The organism is Geodermatophilus nigrescens, from assembly GCF_900129495.1.
Taxonomy (GTDB): domain Bacteria; phylum Actinomycetota; class Actinomycetes; order Mycobacteriales; family Geodermatophilaceae; genus Geodermatophilus; species Geodermatophilus nigrescens.
Genome location: NZ_FQVX01000005.1, coordinates 21209 through 46584, shown reverse-complemented (window position 1 = coordinate 46584; position 25376 = coordinate 21209). Strand labels below are relative to the sequence as shown.

Sequence of the window (25376 nt, the reverse complement as noted above, 5' to 3'; positions counted from 1 at the left end):
GGGAGGTCACCGGCCCGTCGGGCGGTGCAGGGTCAGGCGGTGCCGGTCAGGCCGTGCCGGTCAGGCGCTGCCGGTCAGGCGCTGCCGGTCAGGCGGTGGCGGGCTGGCGCAGGTCGGCGTCGACCCCGCCGGTCGGCTCGACCGCCGGGGCGGCCTCGCTGAAGGTGCCGCCGGTGCGGAACCGCTCGACGTCGAGGATGCCCTCGCGCTTGGCCACGATGGTCGGCACGAGCGCCTGGCCGGCGACGTTCACCGCGGTGCGGCCCATGTCGAGGATCGGGTCGATCGCCAGCAGCAGGCCGACGCCGGCGAGCGGCAGGCCCAGGGTGGACAGCGTCAGGGTCAGCATGACCACCGCGCCGGTGACGCCGGCCGTGGCGGCCGAGCCGACGACGGAGACCAGCGCGATCAGCAGGTAGTCGGTGATCGACAGGTCCACGCCGAAGAACTGCGCCACGAAGATCGCCGCGAGCGCCGGGTAGATCGCCGCGCAGCCGTCCATCTTCGTCGTCGCGCCCAGCGGCACGGCGAAGGAGGCGTAGGACCGCGGGACGCCCAGGTTCTGCTCGGTCACCCGCTCGGTCACCGGCAGGGTGCCGATCGAGGAGCGCGAGACGAAGGCCAGCTGGATGGCCGGCCAGGCGCCGGCGAACCAGCGCAGCGGCGAGAGGCCGTGCAGCCGGAGCAGCACCGGGTAGACGACGAACAGCACCAGCGCGAGGCCGGCGTAGACGGAGCCGGCGAAGACGCCGAGGCTGCCGAGGGAGTCCCAGCCGTAGCTGGCGACGGCGTTGCCGATGAGGCCGACGGTGCCGATCGGGGCCAGCAGGATGACCCACCACAGCACCTTCTGGACGATCGCCAGCGCGGAGCGGACCAGCCGCAGGAACGGCTCGGCGGGCTCGCCGACCTTGAGGACGGCGACGCCGACCGCGACCGAGATGACGATCAGCTGCAGGACGTTGAACGACAGGCCGACCGAGCCGTCGTCGCCCGCGGAGGCCTGCAGGCCCAGGACGTTGCCGGGCACCAGGCCGGTGAGGAAGTCCCACCAGCCGCCGGTGGTGCCGGGGTCGGTGGCGGCGGCCGCGTCGACGGAGCTGTTGCGGCCGGGCTGGGTGAGCAGGCCCAGGCCGATGCCGATGCTGACGGCGATCAGCGCGGTGATGCCGAACCACAGCAGGGTCTGCGCGGCGAGCCGGGCGGCGTTGGAGACCTGCCGGAGGTTGGCGATGCTGACGATCACCGCGGTGACGATCAGCGGCGGGACCAGCGCCTTGAGCAGCGTGACGAAGGTGCCGCCGATGGTCTGCAGGGTGCTGGTGAGCCAGTTCGGGGTCCCGTCGGCGACGGGGCCCATCTCGCGGGCGACCAGGCCGAGGGCCACGCCGACGACGAGCGCGAGGAGGACCTGCGCCGCGAAGGGGACGCGGCGGAGACGTGCGAGCACGGAGGTGTGCCTTTCGAGGGGAGGAGGACGTCGGGACCGGTGTCAGGCGCCGCGGCGACAGGCGGCGGTCGTCACCCGGCCGTAGTCGAGCGCGCGGCGGCGCGTGAGTCCCCAGAGGTCGTGCACGAGGAGGTCAATGCCGCCGCGCGCCCGGGCCATCCCGCCTGTGCGGCAACTCACGATCTTGACCTGGCCCGGTACTCGTGTACCGTTTGATTGGTACCGCCGTACCACTTCGAGGGAGCGCATCGTGGCCTGGGCCCTGCTCGTCACCGCCGGACTGTTCGAGACCGCCTTCGCCGTCTCGCTCAAGCAGTCCGAGAACTTCACGCGCCTGTGGTGGTCGGTGGCGTTCGTCGTCTGCGCCGCCGCGAGCTTCGTGCTGCTGTCGTCCGCGCTGCGCACGCTGCCGGTCGGTACCGCCTACGCCGTCTGGACCGGGATCGGTGCCGGCGGCACGGCGGTCGTCGGCATGGCCGTCCTGGGCGACCCGGTCACCACGATGCGCATCGTCGCGATCCTGCTGATCCTCGGCGGCGTGCTGATGCTGCAGCTCGCGCCGTCGGCGGCCCACTGATGTCCCGCCTGACCGGCAAGGGCGAGGCCCGCCGGGCGGCCATCGTCGAGGCGGCCGCGCGCCTGCTGGCCGAGGCGGGGCCGGACGCCCTCACGCACCGGGCCGTCGTCGCGGCGTCGGGCGTCCCGCTGGCCGCCACCACCTACTACTTCGCGAGCATCGACGACCTGCGGGCCGCGGCGGTGGAGGCGCTCGCCGCGCAGGAGCGGGCGGCGGCCGAGGACCTGGTCGCCGCGGTGCCCCGCCGGACCCGTTCCGCGGCGGCCACCGCGCGCCTGGTCGTCGACGTCGTCCACGGGGCCGGCCGCACCCGCGACGACGAGCTGCTGGCCCTCTACGAGCGGTTCCTCGCGTGCGGGCGGCACCCCGCGCTGCGGCCGGTCCTGCGCGCGGCGCGGCACGCGATCGACGCCGCACTGGCCGACCTCCTCGACCGGTGCGGCCGGACCGGGGCCGACGTCGCCACGCTCGTGGCGCTGGTCGACGGCTCGACCGTCTCGGCGCTGGTCGAGGGCGACGGCTCGGCGCGGCGCCGGGCCGAGGAGGCGGTGGCGCAGGCGCTCGGCTGACCGGCGCGGCGGTGTGTACGGACGTTCCTAGCATGTGTACGGTCGTCCGCATGGCCGCTCCCGACGACTCCCGGACCATGCGCGAGCGCATGCTCGCCGGCGAGCTCTACATCGCCGACGACCCCGAGCTGGCCGAGGCGAGCGCGGCGGCCCAGGACCTCGCGGCGGCCTACAACGCCACCACCGCACGGCAGCGCCCGCTGCGCCGCCGGCTGCTCGAGCAGCTGCTCGGCGCCGTCGGCGAGGACACCGAGATCCGCCCGCCGCTGCACGTCGACTACGGCACCTCGATCCGCATCGGAGCCCGCTGCTTCGCCAACTTCGGGCTGGTCGCCCTCGACGTCGCGGCCATCACCATCGGCGACGACGTCCAGATCGGGCCGAACGTCCAGCTGCTCACCCCCACCCACCCGGTGGAGCCGGGGCCGCGGCGGGAGAAGTGGGAGGCCGCGGAGCCGATCACCATCGGCGACAACGTCTGGCTCGGCGGCGGCGTCGTCGTGCTGCCCGGCGTCACGATCGGCGCGGACACCGTCGTCGGCGCGGGGTCGGTGGTCACCCGCGACCTGCCGGCCGGGGTGGTCGCCGTCGGCAACCCCGCCCGGGTGGTCCGCACGCTGGAGCGGTCGTGACCCGGGCGCCCGTGCGGCGGGCGCGACGGCACGATCCCGGACGCCGCGACCGGCTGGTGGCCACCACCGTCGACGTCATCGCCGAGGTGGGCGTCGTCGGCGCCACGCACCGGGCCATCGCCCGCGCCGCCGACGTGCCACTCGGGTCGCTGACCTACCACTTCGCCTCCCTCGACGAGCTGCACACCGCGGCGTTCACCCGGCACGTCGACGAGGTGGCGCCGCGCTTCGAGGAACGCATGCGGGCCGCGGACGGCGCGGGCGCCGCGCTCGAGGTGCTGGTCGCCCACCTCACCGACGACCTGCTCGTCTCCCACCGCGACTTCGTGCTGATGGTCGAGCTCTACGCGGCGGCCGCCCGGCGGCCGGCGCTGCGCGCGGTCACCCAGGACTGGATGCAGCGCAGCCGCCGGAGCCTGGAGCTCCACTTCGACCCGGTCACCGCCCGGGAGATCGACGCGATGGTCGAGGGCCTGGTGCTGCACAGCGCCCTGTCGACCGACCCCATGACACCCGACCAGATCCGCGCGGCCTTCGCCCGCGTCGCGCGCTGACCCTCCCGGACAGGACACCCGTGTCGGACACCCTCGCGGTCCCCGCGCACCTGCGCGCCGCCCGCGCCGCCGTCGCCACCTGCTTCTTCGTCAACGCGGTGCTCTACGCCAACCTCGTGCCGCGGCTGCCCGAGGTGAAGGACCGCCTCGACCTGAGCAACGCAGCCCTCGGTGCCGCGATCGCCGCACTCCCCCTCGGCGCCCTGGTCAGCGCACTGGCCTCGGCCGCGCTCATGCGCCGCTTCGGGTCGGCGCGGGTGGCCTCGTGGGGGCTCGTCGCGCTGGCGGGAGCCATCTGGGGCGCGGCGGTGTCACCGTCGTGGTGGCTGCTGGCCACCGCGCTGTTCGTCGCCGGCGCGCTGGACGCCGTCGTCGACGTCGCGCAGAACGCGCACGGGCTGCGGGTGCAGCGGGCCTACGACCGGTCGATCCTCAACGCCTTCCACGGGCTCTGGAGCGTCGGCGCGGTGGGCGGCGGGCTGCTCGGCTCGGCCGCGGCGGGCCTGCGGGTGCCGCTCGCCGTGCACCTCGGCGTGGTGGCGGCGGTGTTCGCCGTCGTCGCCCTGGTGGCGTACCGCCGCATGTTGCCCGGACCCGACCACGAGGAACCCGTCGACGACGACGGCGCCCCGCCGGCCGGACGGGCGGGGATGCGGGCGTCCCTCGGCGCGATGGCGGCGCTCGGCGTGCTGGCCACCTGCGGGGCGTTCGTGGAGGACGCCGGCTCGTCGTGGGCCGCGCTGTACCTGCGCGGCGAGGTGGGCACCGGGGTCGCCACGGCGGGCCTGGGCTTCGTCGCGCTGTCGGTGGCGATGACCGTCGGCCGGCTGACCGGCGACCGCGTGGTGGACCGCTTCGGCCAGCGCCGGGTGGCCCGCGGCGGCGGCGCGCTGATCGCCGTCGGCATGGGGCTGGCGCTGGCGGTGCCGTCGCTGGCGACGACGCTCGTCGGGTTCGCGCTCGCCGGGCTCGGCGTGGCGACACTCGTGCCGGCCGTCTACGCCGCCGCCGACGAGCTGCCCGGCCTGCGGCACGGCGTGGGCCTGACGGTGGTCAACTGGCTGCTGCGGATCGGCTTCCTCGCCTCGCCCCCGCTGGTCGGCGCGGTCGCCGACGCGACGAGCCTGCGGGTGGGCCTGCTCGGCGTCGTGCTCGCCGGCGTCGTCACCCTCGTGCTCGGGCGGGTGCTGCGGCCGACGGTCTCCGCGGCCCGCTGACCGCCGGGGTCAGGCGGCGTCGTCCTCCAGGACGGGGGCGTCCTCGAGGCCGACCATGACCTCGTTGGTCTGCAGGGTCACCAGCCAGGCGAGCGCGTGGTCCTCGACCGGCTGGCCGGAGACCTGCGCGATGGCGTGCAGCTGCGCCGCGACCAACCCGCGGGCGGCCTGGTAGACGTCGGCGGCGGTGACGGCGACGCCGAGCTCGGCCAGCCACAGCCGGCCGTCGGACAGCACCCGCACCTCGGGCTGGGCGCCCACCTGCAGGTCGGCGGCCGCGCTCGTGAGCACGGACATGCCGGCGCGCAGCTCGGTGAGCCGGCGGCTGGGCTGGGGCGACGACGACATCGGGTGCTCCCTCGGACGGGCCCACGGGCCTCGGGTCGTGGGAGAGGAGTCGGCAGCCGGCAGGCGGCACCCGACCACCGGTGGGACGGCGGTGCACCCGTGGGGCGCCGGTGACGAACCGTTGCCGTCCCGACCCGCGCGCGCGGCCCTTCCGCGGACGGCGGCCGCCCTGCACGATGCCGCCCCGTGACCAGCCTCCCCGGGTGCCGCCGCCGGAACCGCCGCTCGCGACGCAGGAAGAACGGGTCCGACGGCTGCGACGGGTGCGACGGCTGCGAGAACGGCTGCGACGCCATCGGCCTGTTCTCGCTGCTGTGGCTGGCGCTGCCCGCGGCCCTGGTCACCCCGGCCCCGGCCGGCACGCCATGGGCGGCGCGCTGGCCGGCGCGGCTCGTCGTCGCCTACCGGGAGCGGGTCAGCCCGGCCCGCCCGCCGTGCTGCCGGTTCACCCCGACCTGCTCCACCTACGGCCTGCAGGCGCTGCGCGTGCACGGCCTGCTGCGCGGCGGGCTGCTCACCGTGCGGCGGCTGCGGCGCTGCGGCCCCGGCGACGGTGGTTCCGACCCGGTGCCGGTCCGGACCCGGACGTAGGACGCCCCGGACGCGCGCCGGCGGCGGCCCTCCGGAGAGGACCGCCGCCGGCGACGGGGTGGTGCGGGGTCAGGCGACCGTGGTGATCCGGTCGGTCGCCGGGGCGCTGACCGGGCGGTTGGCGCCGAGGTACGCGGTGAAGGCGTCCAGGTCGATGGAGCCGGTCACGGCGTTCGTCCCGGTGCGGAGCTGGGTGAAGCCGTCACCGCCCCCGGCCAGGAAGTTGTTCACCGTGATCCGGTAGGTCTGCGTCGGGACGACGGCGACGCCGTCGATCGTCAGCCCGCCCACCTTCTGCCCGGTGCACGGGTCGGCGGCCGGGCCGGCGGCCCCGCCGGTGGAGACGGTGTAGCGCAGGGCCGAGGACGGCTGCAGGACGACCGGGTTGCCGGCGCGGGCGTACTGCTGCTCCAGCACGCAGTCGAGCTGGGCGCCGGTGAGGTCCAGCGTGACGAGGTTGTTGGCGAACGGCTGCACCGTGAACGCCTCCTCGTAGGTGATCGGGCCTGCCAGCAGGTCGGCCCGCACGCCGCCGGGGTTCATGAGGGCCGCGACGGCGCCCTCGTCCCGGGTGTCGGCCAGCTGGGCGTCGGCGATCAGGTTGCCCAGCGGGGTCTCCCCCTCGGCGTCGGCGGTGCGCCGGATGTCGGTGGCCGCGTCGCCGACGACCTCGGTCGCGATCGGGCCGAGCGCCTCCCGGTACCGGGCGATCAGGGCGGTCTGCGCCGGGTCGGCGGCGACGCCGCGCTCGACGATCACGTTGTCGACCCGGGTGGCGGAGTCGATGACGTCGCCGGTCCGCTTGTCGACGGTGAGGTCGATGTCGGTGACCAGGCGGCCGTTATTGCCGGCGCTGCTGACGACCTTGCCGTCGACGGTGCAGTTGTAGGCCTGGTGGGTGTGGCCGCTCACCACGACGTCGATGGCGTCGGACATGCCGTTGGCGATCTGCACGATCGGGCCGCCCAGGTTGCTGCAGCCGTCCACGTTCCAGGCGTCGGGCCCGCTCTGCGCGCCACCCTCGTGCAGCAGGACGACGATCGTCTCGACGCCGCGGGCCTGCAGCTCGGCCGCGTAGCGGTTGGCCGTCTCCACCTCGTCGCGGAACTCGAGGCCCGCCACGCCCTGCTGGCTGACGATCTGGCTGGTGCCCTCGAGCGTCATGCCGATGAAGCCGACCTTCACGCCCTGCACGTTGTGGATCGCGTAGGGGTCCAGCAGCGGCTGCCCGGTCTCGGTGACGAAGGCGTTGGCCGACAGGTACTGGAAGTCCGCGCCCTCGTAGGGCGTGCCGTCGGCGCAGCCGTCGACGGGGTGGCAGCCGCCGTTCTGGATGCGCAGCAGCTCCGCGGGGCCCTCGTCGAACTCGTGGTTGCCGACGCTGGCGTAGTCCAGGCCGGCGAGGCCCAGCGCCTCGATGGTCGGCTCGTCGTGGAAGGCCGCCGACAGCAGCGGCGAGGCGCCGATCAGGTCGCCGGCGGCCACGGTGATCGTGTTCTGCCTGCGCTGCGCCTCGGCCAGCTGCCGCAACTGCGTGGCCAGGTACTCGGCACCGCCGGCGTCGACCGTCGGGGCGGGCAGCGGGCCGCCGCTGCCGTCGGGGTCCGGACCCGTCTGGACGCGGCCACCCGATCCGGTCGGCGGCTCGAGGGCGCCGTGGAAGTCGTTGAGGGCCAGCAGCTGGATCTCGACCGGCTTCGGCCCGTTCGGGGCGGCGGCTGCCGGTGCGAGGGCGGCGGCGACGACCAGGCCGGTCATCGCCGTCGTCACGGCCGCGGCGACGGTGCCGCGGCGCAGGACGGAGGGGCTCATGCGGAGGACTCCCAGGGTCTCTGGAGGAGGGACGCCGGCCATTCCACCCGCGTCCGGTGACGGGAGTGTGACGGACCGGTACGCCCATCGTCACCAGGGGGTGCCGGATCCGTTCCGCCGCCGGGTCCACGGCCGCACGCCGTCGTCGCCGGACACCAGCCGCTCCAGTCCGGCGTAGACGGCCAGCCCCGGGACCGCGAGCAGCGACGGCGGCAGCACCAGTGGCGCGGCGAGCACCGAGATCACCAGCACCCCGGGCGCCGACAGCAGCCACCCGGGCCGCCGCTCGGCGTCGGCCAGGGCGCCCCAGCGCACGGCGGTCCACATGAGCCAGCGCAGGAGCACCGGGACCCCGGCCTCCCGCATCGCCCGCCGGAACAGCCCGTCCGCCTCGCGGGAGGTGACCGCGCGGGTGCGGATGCCCACGGTGCACAGCCAGTCGTGCAGCACCGCGGCGAGCGTGTAGGGGCCGGACTCCGGCACCAGCCAGAGCACCGGCCGCGGCACGCTCGCCAGGTCCGTGGCGAAGCCGGCCGGGACGACGAACCGGTCGCGCCGGCCGAGGTAGATGAGCGGCTCGGCGAGCGTCCAGCCGTCGGCGCCGGAGGTGCGGAGGACCGCGGCGGGCGGGTCGAAGGGCACGCCGCGATCCTGCCGCGCGGTCAGCCCCGCGGCCGGGCCGCACCCTCCGCGCGGGTGGCGGGACGGCGGGCGGCGAACGGCGTGGCGACGTCCTCCAGCGACTTGCCCTCCGCGTCGATGCCGAGCACCGCGGCCACCACGCCGCCGACCACCATCACCGCGGCGCCCAGCATGTAGCCCCAGAACAGCCGGATCGGCTGGGAGCCGTCGCCGATCAGCGAGCCGTAGACGACCGGGCCGAGCGCGCCGAAGCACTGCGCGATGGCGAAGAAGACGGCGATCGCCTTGGCCCGGACCTCCATCGGGAAGATCTCGCTGACCGTCAGGTAGGCCGAGCTCGCGCCGGCCGAGGCGAAGAAGAAGATGACCGACCAGGCGATCGTCTGGGTGTAGGCGTTGAGCACGCCGGCCTGGAACAGCCCCGCCGTGACCGCCAGCAGGATGCCGGAGAGCACGTACGAGCCGGCGATCATCTTCTTGCGGCCGACGGTGTCGAACAGGTGCCCGAGCACGAACGGCCCGGCCAGGTTGCCCACCGCGAAGGCGATGAGGAACAGCGGCGCGTCCCCGGAGTCGACGTCGTAGTACGTGCCGAGCACCAGGACGTAGGTGAAGAAGATCGCGTTGTAGAGGAACGACTGGGTGACCATCAGCGTCGCGCCGTAGACGGCGCGGGCCGGGTACTCGCGGAACAGCACGCGGGTGAGCGCGGCGTAGCCGATGTCCGGCGTCGGCTTCAACTCGATCGCGCGGCTCTCGTCGACCGCCGGCAGCGACCGGCCGCCGTGCTCCACCTCGTGCTCGATGTAGGCGATGGTCTCCTCGGCCTCGGCCTCCCGGCCGTGCATGACCTGCCAGCGGGGGCTCTCCGGCAGGTGCCGCCGGACCAGCAGGATCACCAGGCCCAGGACCGGGCCGATGAGGAAGGCGATGCGCCAGCCGGTGCTGGGCTCCAGGGCGTTGAGCAGGATGAAGGTGCCGAGCGTGCCGAGGACGGCGCCGGCCCAGTAGGTGCCGCTCACCATGATGTCGACCCGCCCGCGGTACTTCGCCGGGATGAGCTCGTCGATGGCGGAGTGGATCGCGGCGTACTCGCCGCCGATGCCCATGCCGGCGATGAACCGGGTGACGTAGAGGAAGGCCACCCAGCCGGGCCCGTTGCCGAGCGTGAGCGCGGTCAGGCCGCTCCCGACGAGGTAGACGGCGAGGGTGATCATGAACAGCTTGCGGCGGCCGAGCTTGTCCGACAGCCGGCCGAACCAGAGGGCGCCGACGACCTCGCCGAGCAGGTAGACGGTCGCGATGAGGCCGACCTCGGTACCCGACAGCCCGAGGGTCTCGGGCTCGGTGAGGCGGTCGACGACGGCGCCGGCGACGGTGATCTCCAGCCCGTCGAGGATCCAGGCGGTCCCCAGCGCGGCCACCATGCGGGTGTGGAACGGCGACCAGGGCAACCGGTCGATCCGCGCCGGGATGAGGCTGCGGATCGCGCCGGGCGCCTCCGCCGGCTTCGACAGGCTCGTCATCGAGCACCTCCAGTTCGGGAACCGGAGCGCGCTCTACCCCGTTGACGATCGGTTGACGCAACCAACCTCCCAGAGCCCCGTCCGGGTGACGCCGCTCCTCCTGTGCGGCATCCCATCGCGCGCGGTGCATCGAAGCCACGCGGGCTGGGCATGGGCGGGGCATGCGCCTTCCCCAGCCCCGGGGCCTGCTGACCGCCGCCCTGCGCGACGACCTGCTCGCCGGTGAGGTCTCCGCCGCCACCGTCGAGCTCGCCCGCCGCACCGCGGAGGAGTCGGCCGACCCGCTGCACGACGACGACCTGCAGCTGGCGCTGGCGGTCTGCTACGAGCTGCACTACCGCGGCTTCGACGACGTCGACGACGCCCTCGAGTGGGACCCCGACCTGCTCGGCCTGCGCGCCCGCCTCGAGCGCGCGCACCTCGCGGCACTGCGCGCGCTGACCGGTCCGGTGACCGCGACCGGCGAACCGGTCGACGAGCAGCTGGCCGCGCTCATCGCCGCCGACGACGGCCCCTCGCTGTCGCGGTACATGGCGCGCAGCGGCACCGAGGAGCAGTGGCGCGAGTACCTCACCCTGCGGTCGGTCTACCACCTCAAGGAGGGCGACCCGCACACCTTCGCCATCCCGCGCCTCGGCGGCCGGGCCAAGGCCGCGATGGTGGAGATCCAGGCCGACGAGTACGGCGGCGGGTCGCCCGAGCGCATGCACAGCGAGCTGTTCGCCGGGATGATGCGCGACCTCGGCCTCGATGCCGGCTACGGCGCCCTGTGGGACGTCGCGCCCGCCGTGGCCTTCACGGCGGTCAACACCATGTCGCTGTTCGGCCTGCACCGGCGCTGGCGGGGCGCGGCGCTCGGCCACCTCGCCTGCGTGGAGATGACCTCCTCGGAGCCCAGCCGCCGCTACTCCTCCGGCCTGCGCCGCCTCGGCCACGACGAGCACACGACCGTCTTCTACGACGAGCACGTCGAGGCCGACGCCGTCCACGAGCAGATCGCCTCGGTCGACATGTGCGGCTCGCTGGTGGCGGAGGACCCGTCACTCACCGCCGACGTGCTGTTCGGCGCGGCGTGCTCGCTGGCCCTCGACGGGCTGGCGGCCGGCCACCTGCTCGGCGCCTGGGAGGCCGGCCGGTCGGCCCTGCGCGGGGAGGCCGCGCTCGCCGCCTGAGGTCCCGTGTCGAGGAGGTCACCCGGCTGGACTTCAGTCGGGCGCTGCCGATCCTCTGGGCGCACGGACCGGTGGGGACCCGCTCCCCCGGTCCCCTGATCCCCGGAGGACCCCATGTGGCGGCGTACCGACCCGGCACCGGCCGGCCAGCCCGCGGCCCAGCCGATGCCGCGTGACGTCGAGACGCTGGAGCGGGTCGTCGAGGCCCTCGACGACGGCGTCTCCACGGTCCTCGACGCGCACGTCGCCGTCGCCCGGACCATCGTGGAGACCTGCGACCTCGGCTACGGCGCCGTCTGGCTGCCCGACGGCACGGGCGCGTTCGTCCTGGCCTGGGAGGGCGGGCCGCTCACCCGGACCATGTCCGCCGCCTGGCCGCGTGACGGCCGGCTCACCGAGGCCGCCGGCATGGGCGGGCGTGCGCTGCGCGAGCGCAAGCCGGTGCACATGACCGAGGCCCCCGCCGGGCGCGGGCAGTGCATCCGGTGGGAGACGGCCTGGGCGGCCGGCGCGCGGGAGGGCACCTTCTCCCCCGCCGTCGACGACGGCGTGGTCACCGCGGTCCTGGAGTTCCACAGCGCCACGCCGCTGCCCTTCTTCGGCGTCCGCAGGGAGAAGTGGCGGGCCATCGCCCGGCTGCTGTCGCACGCCCGGAAGGCCGCCCTCGCCACCTCCGCGCTCAAGGAGACCCTCGACGACCGGGTCGCCGTCACCACCGTGGTCACCGAGATCGGCGCGGCCCGGGACGAGCAGAGCGCGCTGCGCAGCGCGCTGGACACGGTGCGCACCGCCTTCGGCTGGGCGTACGGCTCGTTCTGGGCGCTCGACGAGGCCGAGGGCGTGCTGCGCTTCTCGACCGAGTCCGGCTCGGCCGGCGAGGAGTTCCGCAAGGTCACCCTCGCCGCCAGCTTCGCCGAGGGCGTGGGCCTGTCGGGGCGGGCGTGGAAGCGGCGCGAGCTGGTGTTCGTGCGCGACCTCGCCGAGGTCACCGACTGCGTGCGCCGGCCGGCCGCGCAGCGCGCCGGCGTGAAGTCCGGCGTCTGCTTCCCCATCACCGTGGGCGGCCGGGTCATCGGCACCATGGACTTCTTCGTCACCGAGACCATCGAGCTGTCCGAGTCGCGGCTCGACGCGCTGCGCAACGTGCAGCAGCTGGTCAGCCAGCGGCTGGACACGCTACGCCGCTCGGAGGCCGACGCCCGCCGCTCGCAGGAGCTGCTCGAGAGCGTCGACCGGCTGCGCGAGGCCGCCGCGGCCGCCGGCGAGGTGGCCACCAGCGCCGTCGCCCAGGCCTCCACGATGACCACCGAGGTGGCCACCCTCACCGAGGCGTCGACGTCCATCGGCGAGGTCATCCGGATCATCTCCGGCATCGCCGACCAGACCAACCTGCTCGCGCTGAACGCCACCATCGAGGCCGCCCGCGCCGGCGAGCTCGGCCGCGGCTTCGCCGTGGTGGCCAGCGAGGTCAAGGACCTGGCCCGCGAGACCGCCGCGGCCACCCAGCAGGTGTCGGACCAGATCGCTGGCATCCAGGCCAGCAGCGAGCAGGTCACCGCCGGCATCCACGCCACCAGCGACGTGATCGGCCGCCTCGACGCGGTGCAGGCGCGGATCAACGACGTGCTCGAGGAGCAGGTCCGGATGGCGCGCTCCATCCAGGCCCACTGAGCGCGGGCGGCGCGGACCGGGCACGGGGGCCGGTCCGCGCCGCCGCACTCAGGCCGGGTCCGGGGCGTGCGCCCCGGCCGGGTCCTGGCCGTGCGCCCCGGCCGGGTCCTGGCCGTACACCCCGGCCGGGTCCTGGCCGTACACCCCGGCCGGGTCCTGCCGGTGTCGCTCCCGCAGGATCGCCGCCGCGGGCCGCGGCCGGCTCGGGGCGCTGGGCGCGGAGAAGCCCGAGCGCTTGTGCGTGCCGTCGCAGAACGGCTTGATGCCCGACTTCCCGCACCGGCACAACGCCACGGTCTTCCGGCCCGGGTCGATCTCGGTGCCGTCCTGGTCGACCAGCCGGAAGTCGCCGCGCACGATCAGCGGCCCGTCGCGGTAGGGCGTGATGGTGGCGCCGGCAGCGGCGTCGTCGGGCCGGTCGGCGTCGTCGGGCGGGTCGGCGGGCAGGGCTGAGCTCACGTCCCCAGCGTGCCCCGCCCGGCCGGGCGGCACACCCGGCGGGTCAGACGGGCCGGCGCCCGGCGTCCTCCCGCCCGGGGGTGCGCTGCCCGGCAGCGGACGGCACGTCCGCGCCGGTGGCGTCAGCGGCCGCCGGCGCGGCGGTCCCGTCGGCTGTCCCATCGGCGAGGACGGGAGCCGGCCCGGACAGGACGCGCGCGGCGGCCACCGCCACCACGGCGCCGACCAGCGGCGCGAGCACGAACAACCACACGTGCGCGAGCGGGTCGCCGCCGGCGAACAGCGCCGGACCGATCGACCGCGCGGGGTTGACCGACGTGCCGGTGAGCGGGATCGCCACCAGGTGCACCGCGGTGAGCGTCAGGCCGATGGCCAGCCCGGCGAAACCGGGGGCCGCCGACCGGGCGGTGACCAGCAGGACGACCAGGACGAGGACGAAGGTGAGCACCGCCTCGACGACGAACGCGCCGCCGGCCGTGACGGTGTCGCCCCAGTCGTTGGCGCCCAGCGCCCCGGTCTGGTCGGTCACCCCGCCGACGTCGCCGGTGAGCAGCCACAGCAGCGCGGCGCCGGCCACGGCGCCGGCCACCTGGGCGATCCAGTAGGCGACCGCCTCGGCGGCGGTCATGCCGCGGGAGAGCAGCACGCCGAGGGTGACGGCGGGGTTGACGTGGCACCCGGAGACGGGGCCGATGGCGTAGGCGAGGGCGAGCAGCACGAACCCGAAGGCGAGCGCCACGCCCGTCGGGCCGAGCACGTCGAGGCCGGCCACGGCCGACCCGACCGCGACGACGACGAGCAGCGCGGTGCCGAGGAACTCCGCCAGGACCTGGCGGGAGAGCGTCGGGGACACGAGGACTCCACGGGGAACGTCCGCAGCCACTCCCCCGCGCCGGACCGGATGCCGGCTGCACTGCGGGCCGGGGACAGGCTGCCAGCGCCCGCGCACGGCGCGCCAGGGGCGCCCGGCGTGTCAGGCGCCGGGCGCCTGTCCGTAGAAGACCTGTTCGACGACGGTCCGCGCGTGCCGGGTGGTGCGCCGGTACTCGTCGAGGAACTGCCCGGGGTCGACGTCGGGACCGGCGCCGCTGGCCCGCGCGACGCCGGCAAGTTCCAGCCCGGGGCGGGGCAGCTGGTCGCTGGGCCGCCCGCGCACCAGGAAGACGGCGTTGCGCGCCCGGCTGGCCAGCTCCCACGCCTCGCGCAGGGCGTCGGCCTGCTCGCCGCTCAGCAGGTCGTGCGCGGCGAGCCCGGCCAGCGCGCCGACCGTGGAGGCCTGCCGCAGCTCGGGCACCCGGGCCGCGTGCTGCAGCTGCAGCAGCTGGACCGTCCACTCGACGTCGGCCAGCCCGCCGCGGCCGAGCTTGGTGTGCGTGGCCGGGTCGGCGCCGCGGGGCAGCCGCTCGCGCTCCACGCGGGCCTTGATCCGGCGGATCTCGGCGACCTGCGCGTCGGTGAGCCCCTCGGCCGGGTAGCGCAGCGGGTCGACCAGCTCGACGAACGCCTCCCCCAGCTCGGCGCTGCCGGCGACGGGGGTGGCGCGCAGCAGCGCCTGCACCTCCCACACCGACACCCAGCGCTCGTAGTACTCGCGGAACGCGTCGAGGCTGCGCACCAGCGCGCCCTGGCGGCCCTCGGGGCGCAGGTCGGCGTCGACCTCGAAGGCGGGGTCGGGCGCGGGCTCGCCGAGCAGCCGGCGCAGCGTGTGCGCGACGGCGTTGGCCGCCTGCGTCGCCCGCGGCTCCGCGGCGCCCGGCCGCGCCCGGTGCACGAAGAGCACGTCGGCGTCGGACCCGTAGCCCATCTCGCCGCCGCCGAGCCGGCCCATGCCGATGACGGCGAGCTCCATGGGCACGTCGGCGGGGTCGGTGCCGGTCTCGCGCGCCCAGGCGCGGACGGCGGTGTCGAGGCCCACCTGCAGCGTGGCGACGGCGACCGCGGTGAGCGCCTCCCCCACCCGGACGACGTCGAGGCGCCCCAGCAGGTCGGCCGAGGCGATGCGCAGCAGCTCCTGGCGGCGCAGGCCGCGCAGCACCCGGATGCCGGCCTGCGGGTCGGGCGCGCGCCCGGCCGCCTGCCGCCAGGCGCGGGCCAGCGTCTCGACGCCGCGCGGCTCGAGCTCGTCGTCGTCGGCGAGGATCCGCATCGCCTCGGGCGTGCGGGTGAGCAGCGCGGCCACGTACTGGCTGGACCCGAGCAACCGGGCCAGCCGCTCGGCCACCGACCCCTCGTCGCGCAGCAGCCGCAGGTACCACTGGTCGTCGCCCAGCGCCTCGCTCACCTGCCGGTAGGCGAGCAGCCCGGCGTCGGGGTCGGCGCAGTCGGCGAGGGTCTGCAGCACCACGGGGAGGAGGTAGCGCTGCATCGACGCCGACCGCGACAGTCCGCCGGTGAGCGCGGCCATGTGCCGCAGCGCCCCCTGGGGGTCGGCGAAGCCGAGCGCGCGCAGCCAGTCGCCGGCGGCCCCGCTGCCCAGCTGCGCGGCCTCGGCGGGCACCTTGGCGACCGCCGACAGCAGCGGCCGGTAGAAGAGCTTCTCGTGCAGCCGCCGCACCTCGCGGGTGTGCAGCGCCATCTCCGCGCGCAGCACGTCGACGGCGGTGCCGCGGGCGTCGGGCTTGTAGCCGAGCGAGCGGGCCAGCCAGCGCAGCTGCTGCTCGTCGGTGGGCAGCAGGTGGGTGCGCCGCAGCTTCAGCAGCTGCAGCCGGTGCTCGACGGTGCGCAGGAACCGGTAGGAGGCGATGAGCGTGTCGGCGTCGTCGCGGCCCACGTAGCCGCCGGCGCGCAGCGCGTGCAGGGCGGGCAGCGTGCCGCCCACCCGCAGCCGCACGTCGACCCGGCCGTGCACCATCTGCAGCAGCTGGACGGCGAACTCGACGTCGCGCAGGCCGCCCCGGCCGAGCTTGATCTCCCGGTCGGCCTGCGCGGGCGGGATGTTGTCCTCCACCCGCCGGCGCATCGCCTGCACGTCGGCGACGAACCCGGGGCGCTCGCCGGCCTGCCAGACCATGGGGAACAGCTCGTCGACGTAGGCGCGGCCGAGGTCGGGGTCGCCCGCGACCGGGCGCATCTTGAGCAGCGCCTGGAACTCCCAGGTGCTCGCCCACTGCCGGTAGTAGGCGACGTGGTTGGCCAGCGTCCGCACCAGCGCCCCGGCCTTGCCCTCCGGACGCAGCGCGGCGTCGACCTCCCAGGCCGCCTCGTGGCAGATGCGCATGAGCGCGGCGGCCACCCGGGTGGCGCTCTGCACGGCGGGGGCCTCGGGGTCGCTGGGGTCGACCGGCTCGGCGACGAACACGACGTCGACGTCGCTGACGTAGTTGAGCTCCCGCCCGCCGGTCTTGCCGAGCGCGATGACCGCCAGCCGGCAAGCCGCGGCGCTGGCGGGCTGCTCGGCGACGGCGAGCGCGAGGCCGGCGGTGAGCACCGCGGCGGCGATGTCGGCGAGCTCGGCGGCGACGTCCTCGGCGGGCAGCCCCTCGCCCAGGTCGCGCCCGGCGAGGGAGAGGACGGCGCGGCGGTAGGCCGCGCGCAGCGCCGCGACCCGCTGCGGCGAGGCGTCGGGCGCCGCCTTCCCGAGGCGCACGCCCCACGGCGGGTCGTCGGGGTCGGCGCCGACGGCGGCCAGCATGTCCCGCTCGATCGCGTAGGCGGCCGGGCGGACGGGGCCGTGGTCGGCGTCGTCGAGGACGGCCCAGTCGGCGGGGTGGGCGGCGAGGTGGTCGGCGAGGCCGGCGCTGGCGCCGAGCAGCGAGAGCAGCCGGCTGCGCAGGGCGCCGGACCCGCGGAGTCGGGCGAGCAGGCCGGCGGCGGCGCCGCCGCTGTCGTCGGCGGCGTCGAGGGCCTCGACCAGCCGCGACAGCGACCGGACGGCGAGGTCGGGGTCGCCGGCCCGGGCCAGAGCCGAGACGACCGGGCCGGCCTCGGGGTCGGCGGGCTCGTTGCGGTCGAGGTCCCACAGGCCCAGCGCCGGGTCCGACAGGAGCAGCGCCGCCTTCTCGCCGTCGTCGAAGCCGAAGCGGGCCAGCCGCACCACCGCGCGGCGCGGCACCTCCCGGGAGGCGGTCACGTCAGACGGTGGCGCCGCGGGCCGCGCGGACCAGGTCGGCGAAGCGGGCGGCGAACGGCGCCCAGACCGCCTCGACGTCGGGGTGCACCGCGGCGGCGCGCTCGGCGATCTCCGCGGCGTCGAACGGGGTGGCGGCCACGCCCACCGGGTCGCCGTCGGCCCACGCGCGGACGATCTCCGGCGTCGTCTCGACGTGGAACTGCAGCGCGTAGCAGGCGCGGCCCACGCGGAAGGCCTGGTGCGGGTAGCGCACGCCGGCGGCGAGCAGGGTGGCGCCGGGCGGCAGCTCGGAGATCTCGTCGTGGTGCCACTGGACGACGTCGGGGCTCAGCGGCACCGGGCCGAACAGCGGGTCGGTCTCGGCGGCGTCGCGCTTGGCGACCAGCCCGGCGCCCACCTCCGGGCCGTCGACGCCGACCCGCACCCGTCCGCCGCCGGCCTGCGCCATGAGCTGCGCGCCGAGGCAGACGCCCAGCGCCGGCGCATCGGTGGCGATGGCGCGGCGCAGCAGGTCCCGCACGGGCTCGAGCTCGGTGGCGGCGTCGTCGACGCTCGACTGCGGGCCGCCCATCACCAGCAGGCCGTCGTGCTCCGACAGGTCCGCGGGCAGGGCGTCGCCGGCCCCGAGGTGCCGCTCGTCGAGCTCGAGGCCGGCGGCGCGCAGCCACTCCCCCAGCCGGGCGGGCGGCGCGGTGTCGCTCGGGACGACGACGAGCAGGCGGGCGGCGGTCTCCGGCACGACGCCGAGGTTAGTGCGCCGCCGTCCCCCGGCCCGTCAGCCGCCTCCCTGCCCGCCCGGCGCGGCCCGCCTCCGCCGTTGCGGGCGTTCCTCGTGGACTGCCGGTCCTGCAGCACCGGCAGTCCACGAGGAACGCGGGCAGTTGCGGCTCCGAGCGGCCTTCCGCGGGCGAGAGGCGGCACGTGCCCGCGGCCGGGTCCGCCGGAAGGGCCTTTGTCGCGCTCTTGGCCCTCACCGGCCCGCACTCTCGGGGCGCTTTACGTGCTCTTGCGGTCCTGCAGCACCGCAGGAGCACGAAGAACACCCCAGGAGCGGAGCGCTGTCGGCCGCTACAGGCCGGGGAGGTAGCGCTTCAGCTCGAAGGGCGTCACGTTCTGGCGGTAGGAGTTGAACTCCTCCCACTTGTTGCGGAGGAAGAACTCGAACACGTGCTCGCCGAGGGTCTCCGCGACCAGCTCGCTGCCCTGCATCGCCGTCAGCGCCTCGCCGAGGGACACCGGCAGGTCCTCGTAGCCGGCGGCGCGGCGCTCGGTGTCGGTGAGCGACCAGACGTCGTCCTCGGCCTCCGGCGGCAGCTCGTAGCCCTTCTCGATCCCGCGCAGCCCGGCGGCGAGCAGGACGGCGAAGGTCAGGTACGGGTTGCACGCGGAGTCCGGCGAGCGGACCTCCACCCGCGCCGACTGCGCCTTCGACGGCTTGTACGACGGCAGCCGCACCAGCGCCGAGCGGTTGGCCCGGCCCCAGGTGGCCGCCGTCGGCGCCTCGGTGCCGGCCAGCAGCCGCCGGTAGGAGTTGACCGTCTGGTTGGTGACGGCGGTGAACTCGCGCGCGTGGGTGAGCAGCCCGGCGATGAACTGGCGCCCGGTGGCCGAGAGCTTGATCGGGTCCGACGGGTCGTGGAAGGCGTTGCGGTCGCCCTCGAACAGCGACACGTGGGTGTGCATCGCCGATCCGGCCAGGTCGGTGAACGGCTTGGGCATGAAGGTCGCGTAAACGCCCTGGGCGAGCGCCACCTCCCGGACGACGTGCCGCAGCGTCATGACGTTGTCGGCCATCGACAGGGCGTCGGCGTAGCGCAGGTCGATCTCCTGCTGGCCCGGCGCGACCTCGTGGTGGCTGAACTCCACCGAGATGCCCATGGCCTCCAGCGCGAAGACCGCCTCGCGCCGGAAGTCGTGCGCCACGTTGTGCGTGGACAGGTCGAAGTAGCCGCCGTTGTCGGCGGGCCTCGGGGCGCCGCCGTCGGTGGGCAGGTCCTCGAGCAGGAAGAACTCGACCTCGGGGTGGGTGTAGAAGGTGAAGCCCATGTCGGCGGCCTTCGACAGCGCCCGCCGCAGCACGTGCCGCGGGTCGGCCCACGACGGCGACCCGTCGGGCAGCGTGATGTCGCAGAACATCCGCGCGGTGTCGCTGGCGCCGCCCTTGGTCGCCGGCATCACCTGGAAGGTGCCCGGGTCGGGCTTGGCGAGCATGTCCGACTCGTAGACGCGCGCGAAGCCCTCGATCGCCGAGCCGTCGAACCCGATGCCCTCGGCGAAGGCGGCCTCGATCTCGGCCGGCGCCACCGCCACGGCCTTGAGGTAGCCCGAGACGTCGGTGAACCACAGCCGCACGAAGCGGATGTCGCGTTCCTCGAGGGTGCGCAGGACGAACTCCTGCTGTCGGTCCATGCTGGCCATGATCAGGTCCGCTCGTTTCCAGGGTGTGACGTCGCCGCACACAGCCTGCCCGGTCCGGGCCGCTCGCACACGGCCGCCCCGCCGGGGACACGTCCGCGCCCCGCCGTACCGACCAGGAGTACCCGTGACCGACGACCCGCCCCTGACCGCCCGCCGCGCCGGGCCCGGTGACGCCGGCGTCGTGCTGGCCCTCGTCCGCGAGATCGCCGCCCACGAGGGCGACGTGTCCGACGTCCGGAGCACGGCCGGCACCTGGGCGGCGATGCTCGACCGGCCCGACGTGCTGGTGCTGCTCGCCGAGCGCGCCGGCGAGCCGGTCGGCTACGTCTCCGCCGTCCGCCGGCTGCACCTCTGGCTCGGTACCGACGTCCTCGCCCTCGACGACCTCTTCGTCCGCGACGGGCACCGCGACGCCGGCGTCGGCCGGTTCCTCATGACCGAGCTGGCCCGGCTGGCCACCGCCGAGGACCTCGTCGTCCGGTGGGAGGTGCGTGTGGACAACACCGCTGCGCAGCGCCTGTACCGGCGCCTGGGAGCGCGGCTGTGGCCGAAGATCGTCGCCTGGTGGCCGCCGGAGGCCCAGCGCGTGGTGCTGGGCGACTGACCTCGGCTGGCAGGAATCCGGCGGACGGCGGCCGCCGGGACGCTGGTGGTCCCGGCCCGCGGTCGGCGAGCCTGTCCACCGTGACGACGACGCAGGCCCGCCCGGCCGATCCCGTGACCACCGCCGCGACCGCGCTGGCCGCGCAGCAGGACCGGGTGTCCGCCCTCCTCGGGCGGGCCGGCGGGCGTCCCCTGCAGCTGTCCCCGGAGGCGCGCGACCGCCTGGTCGGTCTCGGGCACTTCCCCGCCTACGCGACCGAGCTGGACTGGACGCCGCACGAGGTCGCCGGCCACCTGCGCGACAGCGCCCGGGTCTTCACCGCCCGCATCCGGCGGATCGGCACGGAGGACAGCCCGGCGCTGCCCGACTTCGTCCCCGACGAGCCCGCGCGCGTCGCCGGCTACCGCGCCACCCCGCCCGCGGTGCTGCTGACCGAGCTGGCCGCCGCCCAGGCGGAGCTGCGACGGGCGGTCGCGGCCGTAAGGCCCGACCGGCTCGGCGCCGTCGGCGTGCACGAGGTCGACGGCCCGGTCACCCTCGCCGACCTGCTGGCCTTCCTCCCGGGCCACCAGCGCGACCACGCCGAGCAGCTGGCCGCGCTCGTCGACGGCTGAGCGGGCGCCGGGCTCGGTCGGCGGGCGGGTCCGGGTCCCCGTCCCCGGTCTGGCCGGTCCCGGGTGCCGGTTGTTGGATGGAGCCGTGACGGTGCAGCTGAGAGTCGCGATGGCCCAGGTCGACACCCGCGTCGGCGACCTCGAGGGCAACGCCGCGCTGGTCGTGGAGTGGTCCCGCAGGGCGGCCGACGACGGGGCGCACCTCGTGGTGTTCCCCGAGATGACGCTCACCGGCTACCCGGCCGAGGACCTGGTGCTCCGCGAGTCGTTCGCCGAGGCCAGCGAGCGCGCGCTGACCGACCTCGCCGCCACCCTGGACCGCGAGGGGCTCGGCGAGGTCGCCGTCGTCGTCGGGTACCTGGCGCACACCGAGGGCTCGGCCACGGTCGACACCGCGCCCAGCGACGAGGAGACCCTCGACGAGGAGCGCCCCGGCGACGCCAACCCGCGCCGCATCCAGCCCCGCAACGCCGCCGCCCTGCTGCACGGCGGCCGGGTGGTGGGCCGCTACGCCAAGCGGCACCTGCCCAACTACGGCGTCTTCGACGAGGCGCGCTACTTCGTGCCCGGCTCCGAGCTGCAGGTGGTGCGCTTCCGCGGCGTCGACGTCGCGCTGACCATCTGCGAGGACCTCTGGGTCGAGGGCGGCCCGTGCGGCGTGGCCGGGCAGGCCGGCGTCGACCTCGTCGTCTCCCCCAACGCCTCCCCCTACGAGCGGGCCAAGGACGACCTGCGGCTGCCGCTGGTGCGCCGCCGCGCGGCCGAGGCGAACGCGCCGGTCCTCTACTGCAACCAGGTCGGCGGGCAGGACGAGCTGGTCTTCGACGGCGACTCGCTGGCCGTCTCCGCCGACGGCGAGCTGCTCGCCCGCGCGCCGCAGTTGGTCGAGCACCTGCTCTGCGTCGACCTCACCCTCGACCGCGGCCGGGTGACGCAGCGCCGCGAGGGCCGGATCGGGCCGATGACGGTCACCCGCACCGTGCTGTCCGAGGAGCCGGTGCCGGCGTTCGAGCCGCGGGCCGGGCACGTCGCCGAGCCGCTGTCCGACCCCGAGGAGGTCTGGCGGGCGCTGGTCCTCGGCCTGCGCGACTTCATCGACAAGAACGGATTCCCGTCGGTGGTGTTCGGGCTGTCCGGCGGCATCGACTCCGCGCTGGTGGCCGCCCTCTCCGTCGACGCCCTCGGCGCCGACCGGGTGCACGGCGTCGCGCTGCCGTCGCGGTGGTCGAGCGAGCACTCGCTGTCCGACGCCGAGGACAGCGCCCGGCGGCTGGGCCTGCACTTCTCCACCGTGCCGATCGCGCCGATGATCGACGCCTTCGAGTCGCAGGTGGAGCTCTCCGGGACCGCGGCGGAGAACCTGCAGGCCCGCATCCGCGGCACGCTGCTCATGGGGCTGTCCAACCAACACGGCCACCTGCTGCTGGCCACCAGCAACAAGAGCGAGGTCGCCGTCGGCTACTCGACGCTGTACGGCGACGCCGCCGGCGGGTTCGCGCCGATCAAGGACGTCCCCAAGACGCTGGTGTGGGAGCTGGCCCGCTGGCGCAACGCGTACGCCCGCGAGCGCGGCGAGACCGAGCCGATCCCGCAGAACTCCATCGACAAGCCGCCGTCGGCCGAGCTCGCGCCCGGGCAGAAGGACAGCGACTCGCTGCCCTCCTACGAGGAGCTCGACGCCGTCATCGGCGACTACGTCGACCGCGACCTCGGCATGGCCGCCCTGCTCGAGCGCGGCCACGACCCGGAGGTGGTGGCGCGGGTGCTGCGGCTCGTGGACATCGCGGAGTTCAAGCGCCGGCAGTCCGCGCCCGGCACCAAGATCAGCCTCAAGGCGTTCGGCCGCGACCGGCGCCTCCCGATCACCAACCGCTGGCGGGAGAGCCTGCCCAGCGTCCGCGAAGGAGCCCAGGCGTGACGGAGTCGGTGCTGTACGGCGGGACGTCGTCCGCCCGGGTGCGCATCCACCACCTGCAGCAGGCCAAGGCGCGCGGCGAGAAGTGGGCGATGCTCACCGCCTACGACACCTACAGCGCGCAGGTGTTCGAGGAGGCCGGCATCCCGGTGCTGCTCGTCGGCGACTCCGCGGGCAACGTCGTCCTCGGGCACTCCTCGACCGTCCCGGTGACCGTCGAGGACCTGCTGCTCCTGACCAAGGCGGTCACCCGCTCGACGCAGCGGGTGCTGGTCGTGGCCGACCTGCCCTTCGGCAGCTACGAGTCCGGCCCGCAGCAGGCGTTCGAGACGTCGGTGCGGATGATGAAGGAGGGCGGCGCGCAGGCCGTCAAGCTCGAGGGCGGGGTGCGGGTCGCGCCGCAGATCCGGCTGCTGACGGAGAACGGCGTCCCGGTGATGGCGCACGTCGGCTTCACGCCGCAGAGCGAGCACGCCCTCGGCGGGTTCCGGGTGCAGGGCCGCGGCGCCGGCGCCGACCAGCTGCTCGAGGACGCCCTCGCCGTGCAGGATGCCGGCGCGTTCGCCGTCGTCCTGGAGATGGTGCCCGCCGACGTCGCCCGGCGGGTCACCGCCGAGCTGTCCATCCCGACCATCGGCATCGGCGCGGGCCCGGACTGCGACGCGCAGGTGCTCGTGTGGCCGGACATGGCCGGGCTGAACGGCGGGCGGGTGCCGAAGTTCGTCAAGCGGTACGCCGACCTGCGCGGGGAGCTGCTGCGCGCGGCCCGCGAGTACGCCGACGAGGTCCGCGGCGGCGTCTTCCCCGGCCCGGAGCACTCCTTCGAGTAGGCGGCGCTGGGGACGGGGGCGCCGGCCGCGATCATGGCCGGGTGACCTCCACCGCCCGCGGCGTCCGCGAGTTCCGCCCGTCGCTGCGCACGTGGTGGCGGACGCTGGCGACCCCGGTGCCGGTCACGCTCGTCGCGCTGTGGGTGCTGCAGGTCTTCGTGAACACCGGCGACGCCGGACCGGGCGTGGCGCTCGTCTTCCTGCTGGTGACCGTGTCCCTCGGCGCGCTGGTCGTCGGGGCGCGCCACGCGGCCGGCCGGGTGGTCGTCACGGACGCCTCGGTCCGGCGGCACGACCTCCTCGCACGGACCCGCGCCGTCCCCCGCGGTGACGTCGCCTCGGCGCTGCTGGTCCCGGGCTACCGGCAGTCCGGGAGCGTGCCCACGGGCCTGCTCGTGCTGCTCGACCGCGACCGCCGGCCGCTGCTGCGCCTGGACGGCCTGCGGTGGGGGCGCGAGCAGTTGCGGGAGATCGCCGTGGCCACCGGCGCGCCGCTCGACGTCGTCGACGGCGACCTGCGGCCCGCGGACCTGCGATGGCGGCGGCTCTACGAGCTGCCGTGGCACGAGCGCCACCCGCTCGGCGTCCTGGTCGTCGTCGCGGCCCTCCTGGTCGGAGGCGCCGTGCTGCTGGTCAGGACGTGGTGACGGTCGAGCTCCGGCCACGGCCGCGGTACCTGCTGGCCCCGGCGCTGCTGCTCCTCGTGGCGGCACAGACCTGGCTCGGCTCCCGGGAGGAGGGACTGCCGCCGGGCGGCGTCCTGGTCCTGCGGGGACTGGCCCTGCTGGTGGCCGCAGCCGCCGTGGTCCTGGTGCTGCGCCGGCCCGGGCTGCGGCTCACCTCGGACGCCGTCGTCCACCGTCGGTTCCGCGGCACTCGCGTCGTGCCCCGCGGCGACCTCGCCTCGCTGGTGTGCGCGCCCCGCGTCCTCGGCGGCCGCTCCGGCGCCGTCCTGCTCGCGCTGCTCGACCGGGACGGCCGGGCGCTGGTGCGCCTGCAGTCCACGTCCTGGGACCCCGGCGAGGTGGAGGCCTTCGCCCGGGCCACGGGCCTGCCGGGCCGGTTCGTCCCTGAGCTGACCTCGCTGGCCGAGATCGCCCGGCTGGCCCCGGAGGCGGTCTCGGAGGGCGACCGCCGACCCGTCCGCCACGCCGCCCTGGCGCTGGGCGCGCTGCTGCTCCTCGCCGCGGGGGTCACCGCCGCGCTGCTCCTGGGCTGACCCGTCCGGGCGACGCGGCCCGGCGGCCGCTCCCACGGCGCCCACCGGGGCGCCCTCCTCCCGCGTCGGCGCGGCGTCGGTCGTCCTGACCGCGTTCGAGGCGCGAGAGCCGTAGCAGCAGGCCGTAGCCGAGTGCGTTGAGGCCGATCGCGACGGCGTACACCCCCACCTGGACGGCGGCCGAGCGGACGTCGAGCCCGACCGGCCCGAACACGTACTCCCCGAGGAAGCCGCCGTCGTAGGGCGCGGCCCCGCCGGCGGCCCGCAGCGCGAGCTCCAGCGTGGTCAGCGGGCACGGCGCCCCGGCGAGGTTGACGGCGAGCACGGCCAGCGCCACCGGGGCGTGGAGCGCCACCAGCCGCGGCCACCGCAGCGCCAGCAGCGACCCGGTGAGCATGAACAGGACGACGGCGCCGTGCAGCACCGCCACCGCGCCCGCGAGCACCAGCACGGCCCCATCGTCGCGCGGGCCGCGGCGCGGGGGAAC

General features: G+C 75.6%; 25 protein-coding genes. 14 read left to right on the top strand and 11 right to left on the bottom strand.

Annotated elements, in window-relative coordinates:
- Positions 1-88: 88 nt before the first annotated feature.
- Positions 89-1450, bottom strand: a complete 1362-nt coding sequence (locus BUE37_RS20525) for a dicarboxylate/amino acid:cation symporter (protein ID WP_073422314.1) — start codon at positions 1448-1450, stop codon at positions 89-91.
- Between the two features lie 250 nt (positions 1451-1700).
- On the opposite strand from BUE37_RS20525, the gene BUE37_RS20520 reads away from it, so the two are divergent.
- The 5 genes from BUE37_RS20520 to BUE37_RS20500 are packed head-to-tail and all read left to right on the top strand — an operon-like array spanning position 1701 to position 4999.
- Positions 1701-2027, top strand: a complete 327-nt coding sequence (locus BUE37_RS20520) for a DMT family transporter (RefSeq protein WP_073422313.1) — start codon at positions 1701-1703, stop codon at positions 2025-2027.
- Positions 2027-2596 (top strand): TetR/AcrR family transcriptional regulator, encoded by a 570-nt coding sequence (locus BUE37_RS20515; protein ID WP_073422312.1) that lies wholly within the window; start codon positions 2027-2029, stop codon positions 2594-2596. Before BUE37_RS20520 ends, BUE37_RS20515 begins: the two co-directional genes overlap by 1 nt.
- A 50-nt stretch (positions 2597-2646) precedes the next feature.
- Entirely contained in the window at positions 2647-3228 is a 582-nt protein-coding gene (locus BUE37_RS20510; RefSeq protein WP_073422311.1) for a sugar O-acetyltransferase, read from the top strand.
- Positions 3225-3782: a TetR/AcrR family transcriptional regulator gene (locus BUE37_RS20505; RefSeq protein ID WP_073422310.1), complete on the top strand. Its 558-nt coding sequence runs from the start codon at positions 3225-3227 to the stop codon at positions 3780-3782. Before BUE37_RS20510 ends, BUE37_RS20505 begins: the two co-directional genes overlap by 4 nt.
- 20 nt (positions 3783-3802) lie before the next feature.
- On the top strand, positions 3803-4999 hold the full coding sequence (locus BUE37_RS20500; protein ID WP_139253081.1) for an MFS transporter: 1197 nt from the start codon (positions 3803-3805) through the stop codon (positions 4997-4999).
- A 9-nt stretch (positions 5000-5008) separates the two neighbouring features.
- On the opposite strand, the gene BUE37_RS20495 is transcribed toward BUE37_RS20500, so the two are convergent.
- The gene (locus tag BUE37_RS20495) at positions 5009-5347 is read right to left on the bottom strand and encodes a hypothetical protein (protein WP_073422309.1); all 339 of its coding nucleotides are present in this window, start codon (positions 5345-5347) and stop codon (positions 5009-5011) included.
- Between the two features lie 186 nt (positions 5348-5533).
- Here BUE37_RS20495 and yidD point away from each other — a divergent pair, with 186 nt between their 5' ends.
- A complete protein-coding gene (gene yidD, locus BUE37_RS24645; RefSeq protein WP_245794817.1) occupies positions 5534-5938 on the top strand; it encodes a membrane protein insertion efficiency factor YidD in 405 nt (134 codons plus the stop codon).
- Between the two features lie 69 nt (positions 5939-6007).
- Here the strand turns inward: yidD and BUE37_RS20485 are convergent, their stop codons facing one another.
- From BUE37_RS20485 to BUE37_RS20475, 3 genes are all read right to left on the bottom strand, one after another.
- Positions 6008-7750: a bifunctional metallophosphatase/5'-nucleotidase gene (locus tag BUE37_RS20485; protein WP_083628968.1), complete on the bottom strand. Its 1743-nt coding sequence runs from the start codon at positions 7748-7750 to the stop codon at positions 6008-6010.
- A 90-nt stretch (positions 7751-7840) separates the two neighbouring features.
- Positions 7841-8392: a DUF1353 domain-containing protein gene (locus BUE37_RS20480; protein WP_073422308.1), complete on the bottom strand. Its 552-nt coding sequence runs from the start codon at positions 8390-8392 to the stop codon at positions 7841-7843.
- A gap of 20 nt (positions 8393-8412) precedes the next feature.
- Entirely contained in the window at positions 8413-9918 is a 1506-nt protein-coding gene (locus BUE37_RS20475) for an MFS transporter (protein WP_073422307.1), read from the bottom strand.
- Between the two features lie 161 nt (positions 9919-10079).
- On the opposite strand from BUE37_RS20475, the gene BUE37_RS20470 reads away from it, so the two are divergent.
- Positions 10080-11090 (top strand): iron-containing redox enzyme family protein, encoded by a 1011-nt coding sequence (locus BUE37_RS20470; RefSeq protein ID WP_073422306.1) that lies wholly within the window; start codon positions 10080-10082, stop codon positions 11088-11090.
- A gap of 114 nt (positions 11091-11204) precedes the next feature.
- A complete protein-coding gene (locus BUE37_RS20465) occupies positions 11205-12761 on the top strand; it encodes a methyl-accepting chemotaxis protein (protein WP_073422305.1) in 1557 nt (518 codons plus the stop codon).
- Positions 12762-12809: 48 nt separating this feature from the next.
- Here BUE37_RS20465 and BUE37_RS24640 read toward each other — a convergent pair whose 3' ends face one another.
- The 5 genes from BUE37_RS24640 to glnA all read right to left on the bottom strand — a co-directional run bounded on the left by BUE37_RS24640 (position 12810) and on the right by glnA (position 19698).
- Entirely contained in the window at positions 12810-13220 is a 411-nt protein-coding gene (locus BUE37_RS24640; protein WP_245794815.1) for a CDGSH iron-sulfur domain-containing protein, read from the bottom strand.
- A 43-nt stretch (positions 13221-13263) separates the two neighbouring features.
- Positions 13264-14073, bottom strand: a complete 810-nt coding sequence (locus BUE37_RS20455; protein WP_073422304.1) for an aquaporin — start codon at positions 14071-14073, stop codon at positions 13264-13266.
- A 120-nt stretch (positions 14074-14193) separates the two neighbouring features.
- Complete coding sequence (locus tag BUE37_RS20450) at positions 14194-17289, bottom strand: bifunctional [glutamine synthetase] adenylyltransferase/[glutamine synthetase]-adenylyl-L-tyrosine phosphorylase (RefSeq protein WP_073422303.1); 3096 nt, start codon at positions 17287-17289, stop codon at positions 14194-14196.
- Between the two features lies 1 nt (position 17290).
- A complete protein-coding gene (locus tag BUE37_RS20445) occupies positions 17291-18028 on the bottom strand; it encodes a type 1 glutamine amidotransferase (protein WP_073422302.1) in 738 nt (245 codons plus the stop codon).
- Positions 18029-18357: 329 nt separating this feature from the next.
- The gene (gene glnA, locus BUE37_RS20440; RefSeq protein ID WP_073422457.1) at positions 18358-19698 is read right to left on the bottom strand and encodes a type I glutamate--ammonia ligase; all 1341 of its coding nucleotides are present in this window, start codon (positions 19696-19698) and stop codon (positions 18358-18360) included.
- A gap of 133 nt (positions 19699-19831) precedes the next feature.
- On the opposite strand from glnA, the gene BUE37_RS20435 reads away from it, so the two are divergent.
- The 6 genes from BUE37_RS20435 to BUE37_RS20410 all read left to right on the top strand — a co-directional run bounded on the left by BUE37_RS20435 (position 19832) and on the right by BUE37_RS20410 (position 24889).
- Positions 19832-20311 carry a GNAT family N-acetyltransferase gene (locus BUE37_RS20435; RefSeq protein ID WP_073422301.1) on the top strand — a complete coding sequence of 160 codons (480 nt, stop codon included), beginning with the start codon at positions 19832-19834 and terminating at the stop codon, positions 20309-20311.
- 80 nt (positions 20312-20391) lie between these two features.
- Complete coding sequence (locus BUE37_RS20430) at positions 20392-20925, top strand: DinB family protein (RefSeq protein ID WP_175562949.1); 534 nt, start codon at positions 20392-20394, stop codon at positions 20923-20925.
- 85 nt (positions 20926-21010) lie between these two features.
- Positions 21011-22843 carry an NAD+ synthase gene (locus BUE37_RS20425; protein ID WP_245794813.1) on the top strand — a complete coding sequence of 611 codons (1833 nt, stop codon included), beginning with the start codon at positions 21011-21013 and terminating at the stop codon, positions 22841-22843.
- Entirely contained in the window at positions 22840-23670 is an 831-nt protein-coding gene (gene panB, locus BUE37_RS20420; RefSeq protein WP_073422298.1) for a 3-methyl-2-oxobutanoate hydroxymethyltransferase, read from the top strand. Before BUE37_RS20425 ends, panB begins: the two co-directional genes overlap by 4 nt.
- Before the next feature lie 41 nt (positions 23671-23711).
- Positions 23712-24317, top strand: a complete 606-nt coding sequence (locus tag BUE37_RS20415) for a hypothetical protein (protein ID WP_073422297.1) — start codon at positions 23712-23714, stop codon at positions 24315-24317.
- Positions 24314-24889: a hypothetical protein gene (locus BUE37_RS20410; RefSeq protein WP_073422296.1), complete on the top strand. Its 576-nt coding sequence runs from the start codon at positions 24314-24316 to the stop codon at positions 24887-24889. Before BUE37_RS20415 ends, BUE37_RS20410 begins: the two co-directional genes overlap by 4 nt.
- Here the strand turns inward: BUE37_RS20410 and BUE37_RS20405 are convergent.
- The gene (locus BUE37_RS20405; RefSeq protein ID WP_073422295.1) at positions 24864-25340 is read right to left on the bottom strand and encodes a DUF2784 domain-containing protein; all 477 of its coding nucleotides are present in this window, start codon (positions 25338-25340) and stop codon (positions 24864-24866) included. The genes BUE37_RS20410 and BUE37_RS20405 overlap by 26 nt on opposite strands.
- Between the last annotated feature and the right edge of the window lie 36 nt (positions 25341-25376).

Bases quoted from the DNA above. Each gene is read 5' to 3' on its own strand.
- BUE37_RS20495 (WP_073422309.1), bottom strand. From the start codon at position 5,347: ATGTCGTCGTCGCCCCAGCCCAGCCGCCGGCTCACCGAGCTGCGCGCC.
- BUE37_RS20475 (WP_073422307.1), bottom strand. From the start codon at position 9,918: ATGACGAGCCTGTCGAAGCCGGCGGAGGCGCCCGGCGCGATCCGCAGC.
- BUE37_RS20470 (WP_073422306.1), top strand. From the start codon at position 10,080: ATGCGCCTTCCCCAGCCCCGGGGCCTGCTGACCGCCGCCCTGCGCGAC.
- BUE37_RS20510 (WP_073422311.1), top strand. From the start codon at position 2,647: ATGGCCGCTCCCGACGACTCCCGGACCATGCGCGAGCGCATGCTCGCC.
- BUE37_RS20485 (WP_083628968.1), bottom strand. From the start codon at position 7,750: ATGAGCCCCTCCGTCCTGCGCCGCGGCACCGTCGCCGCGGCCGTGACG.
- BUE37_RS20515 (WP_073422312.1), top strand. From the start codon at position 2,027: ATGTCCCGCCTGACCGGCAAGGGCGAGGCCCGCCGGGCGGCCATCGTC.
- glnA (WP_073422457.1), bottom strand. From the start codon at position 19,698: ATGGACCGACAGCAGGAGTTCGTCCTGCGCACCCTCGAGGAACGCGAC.
- BUE37_RS20465 (WP_073422305.1), top strand. From the start codon at position 11,205: ATGTGGCGGCGTACCGACCCGGCACCGGCCGGCCAGCCCGCGGCCCAG.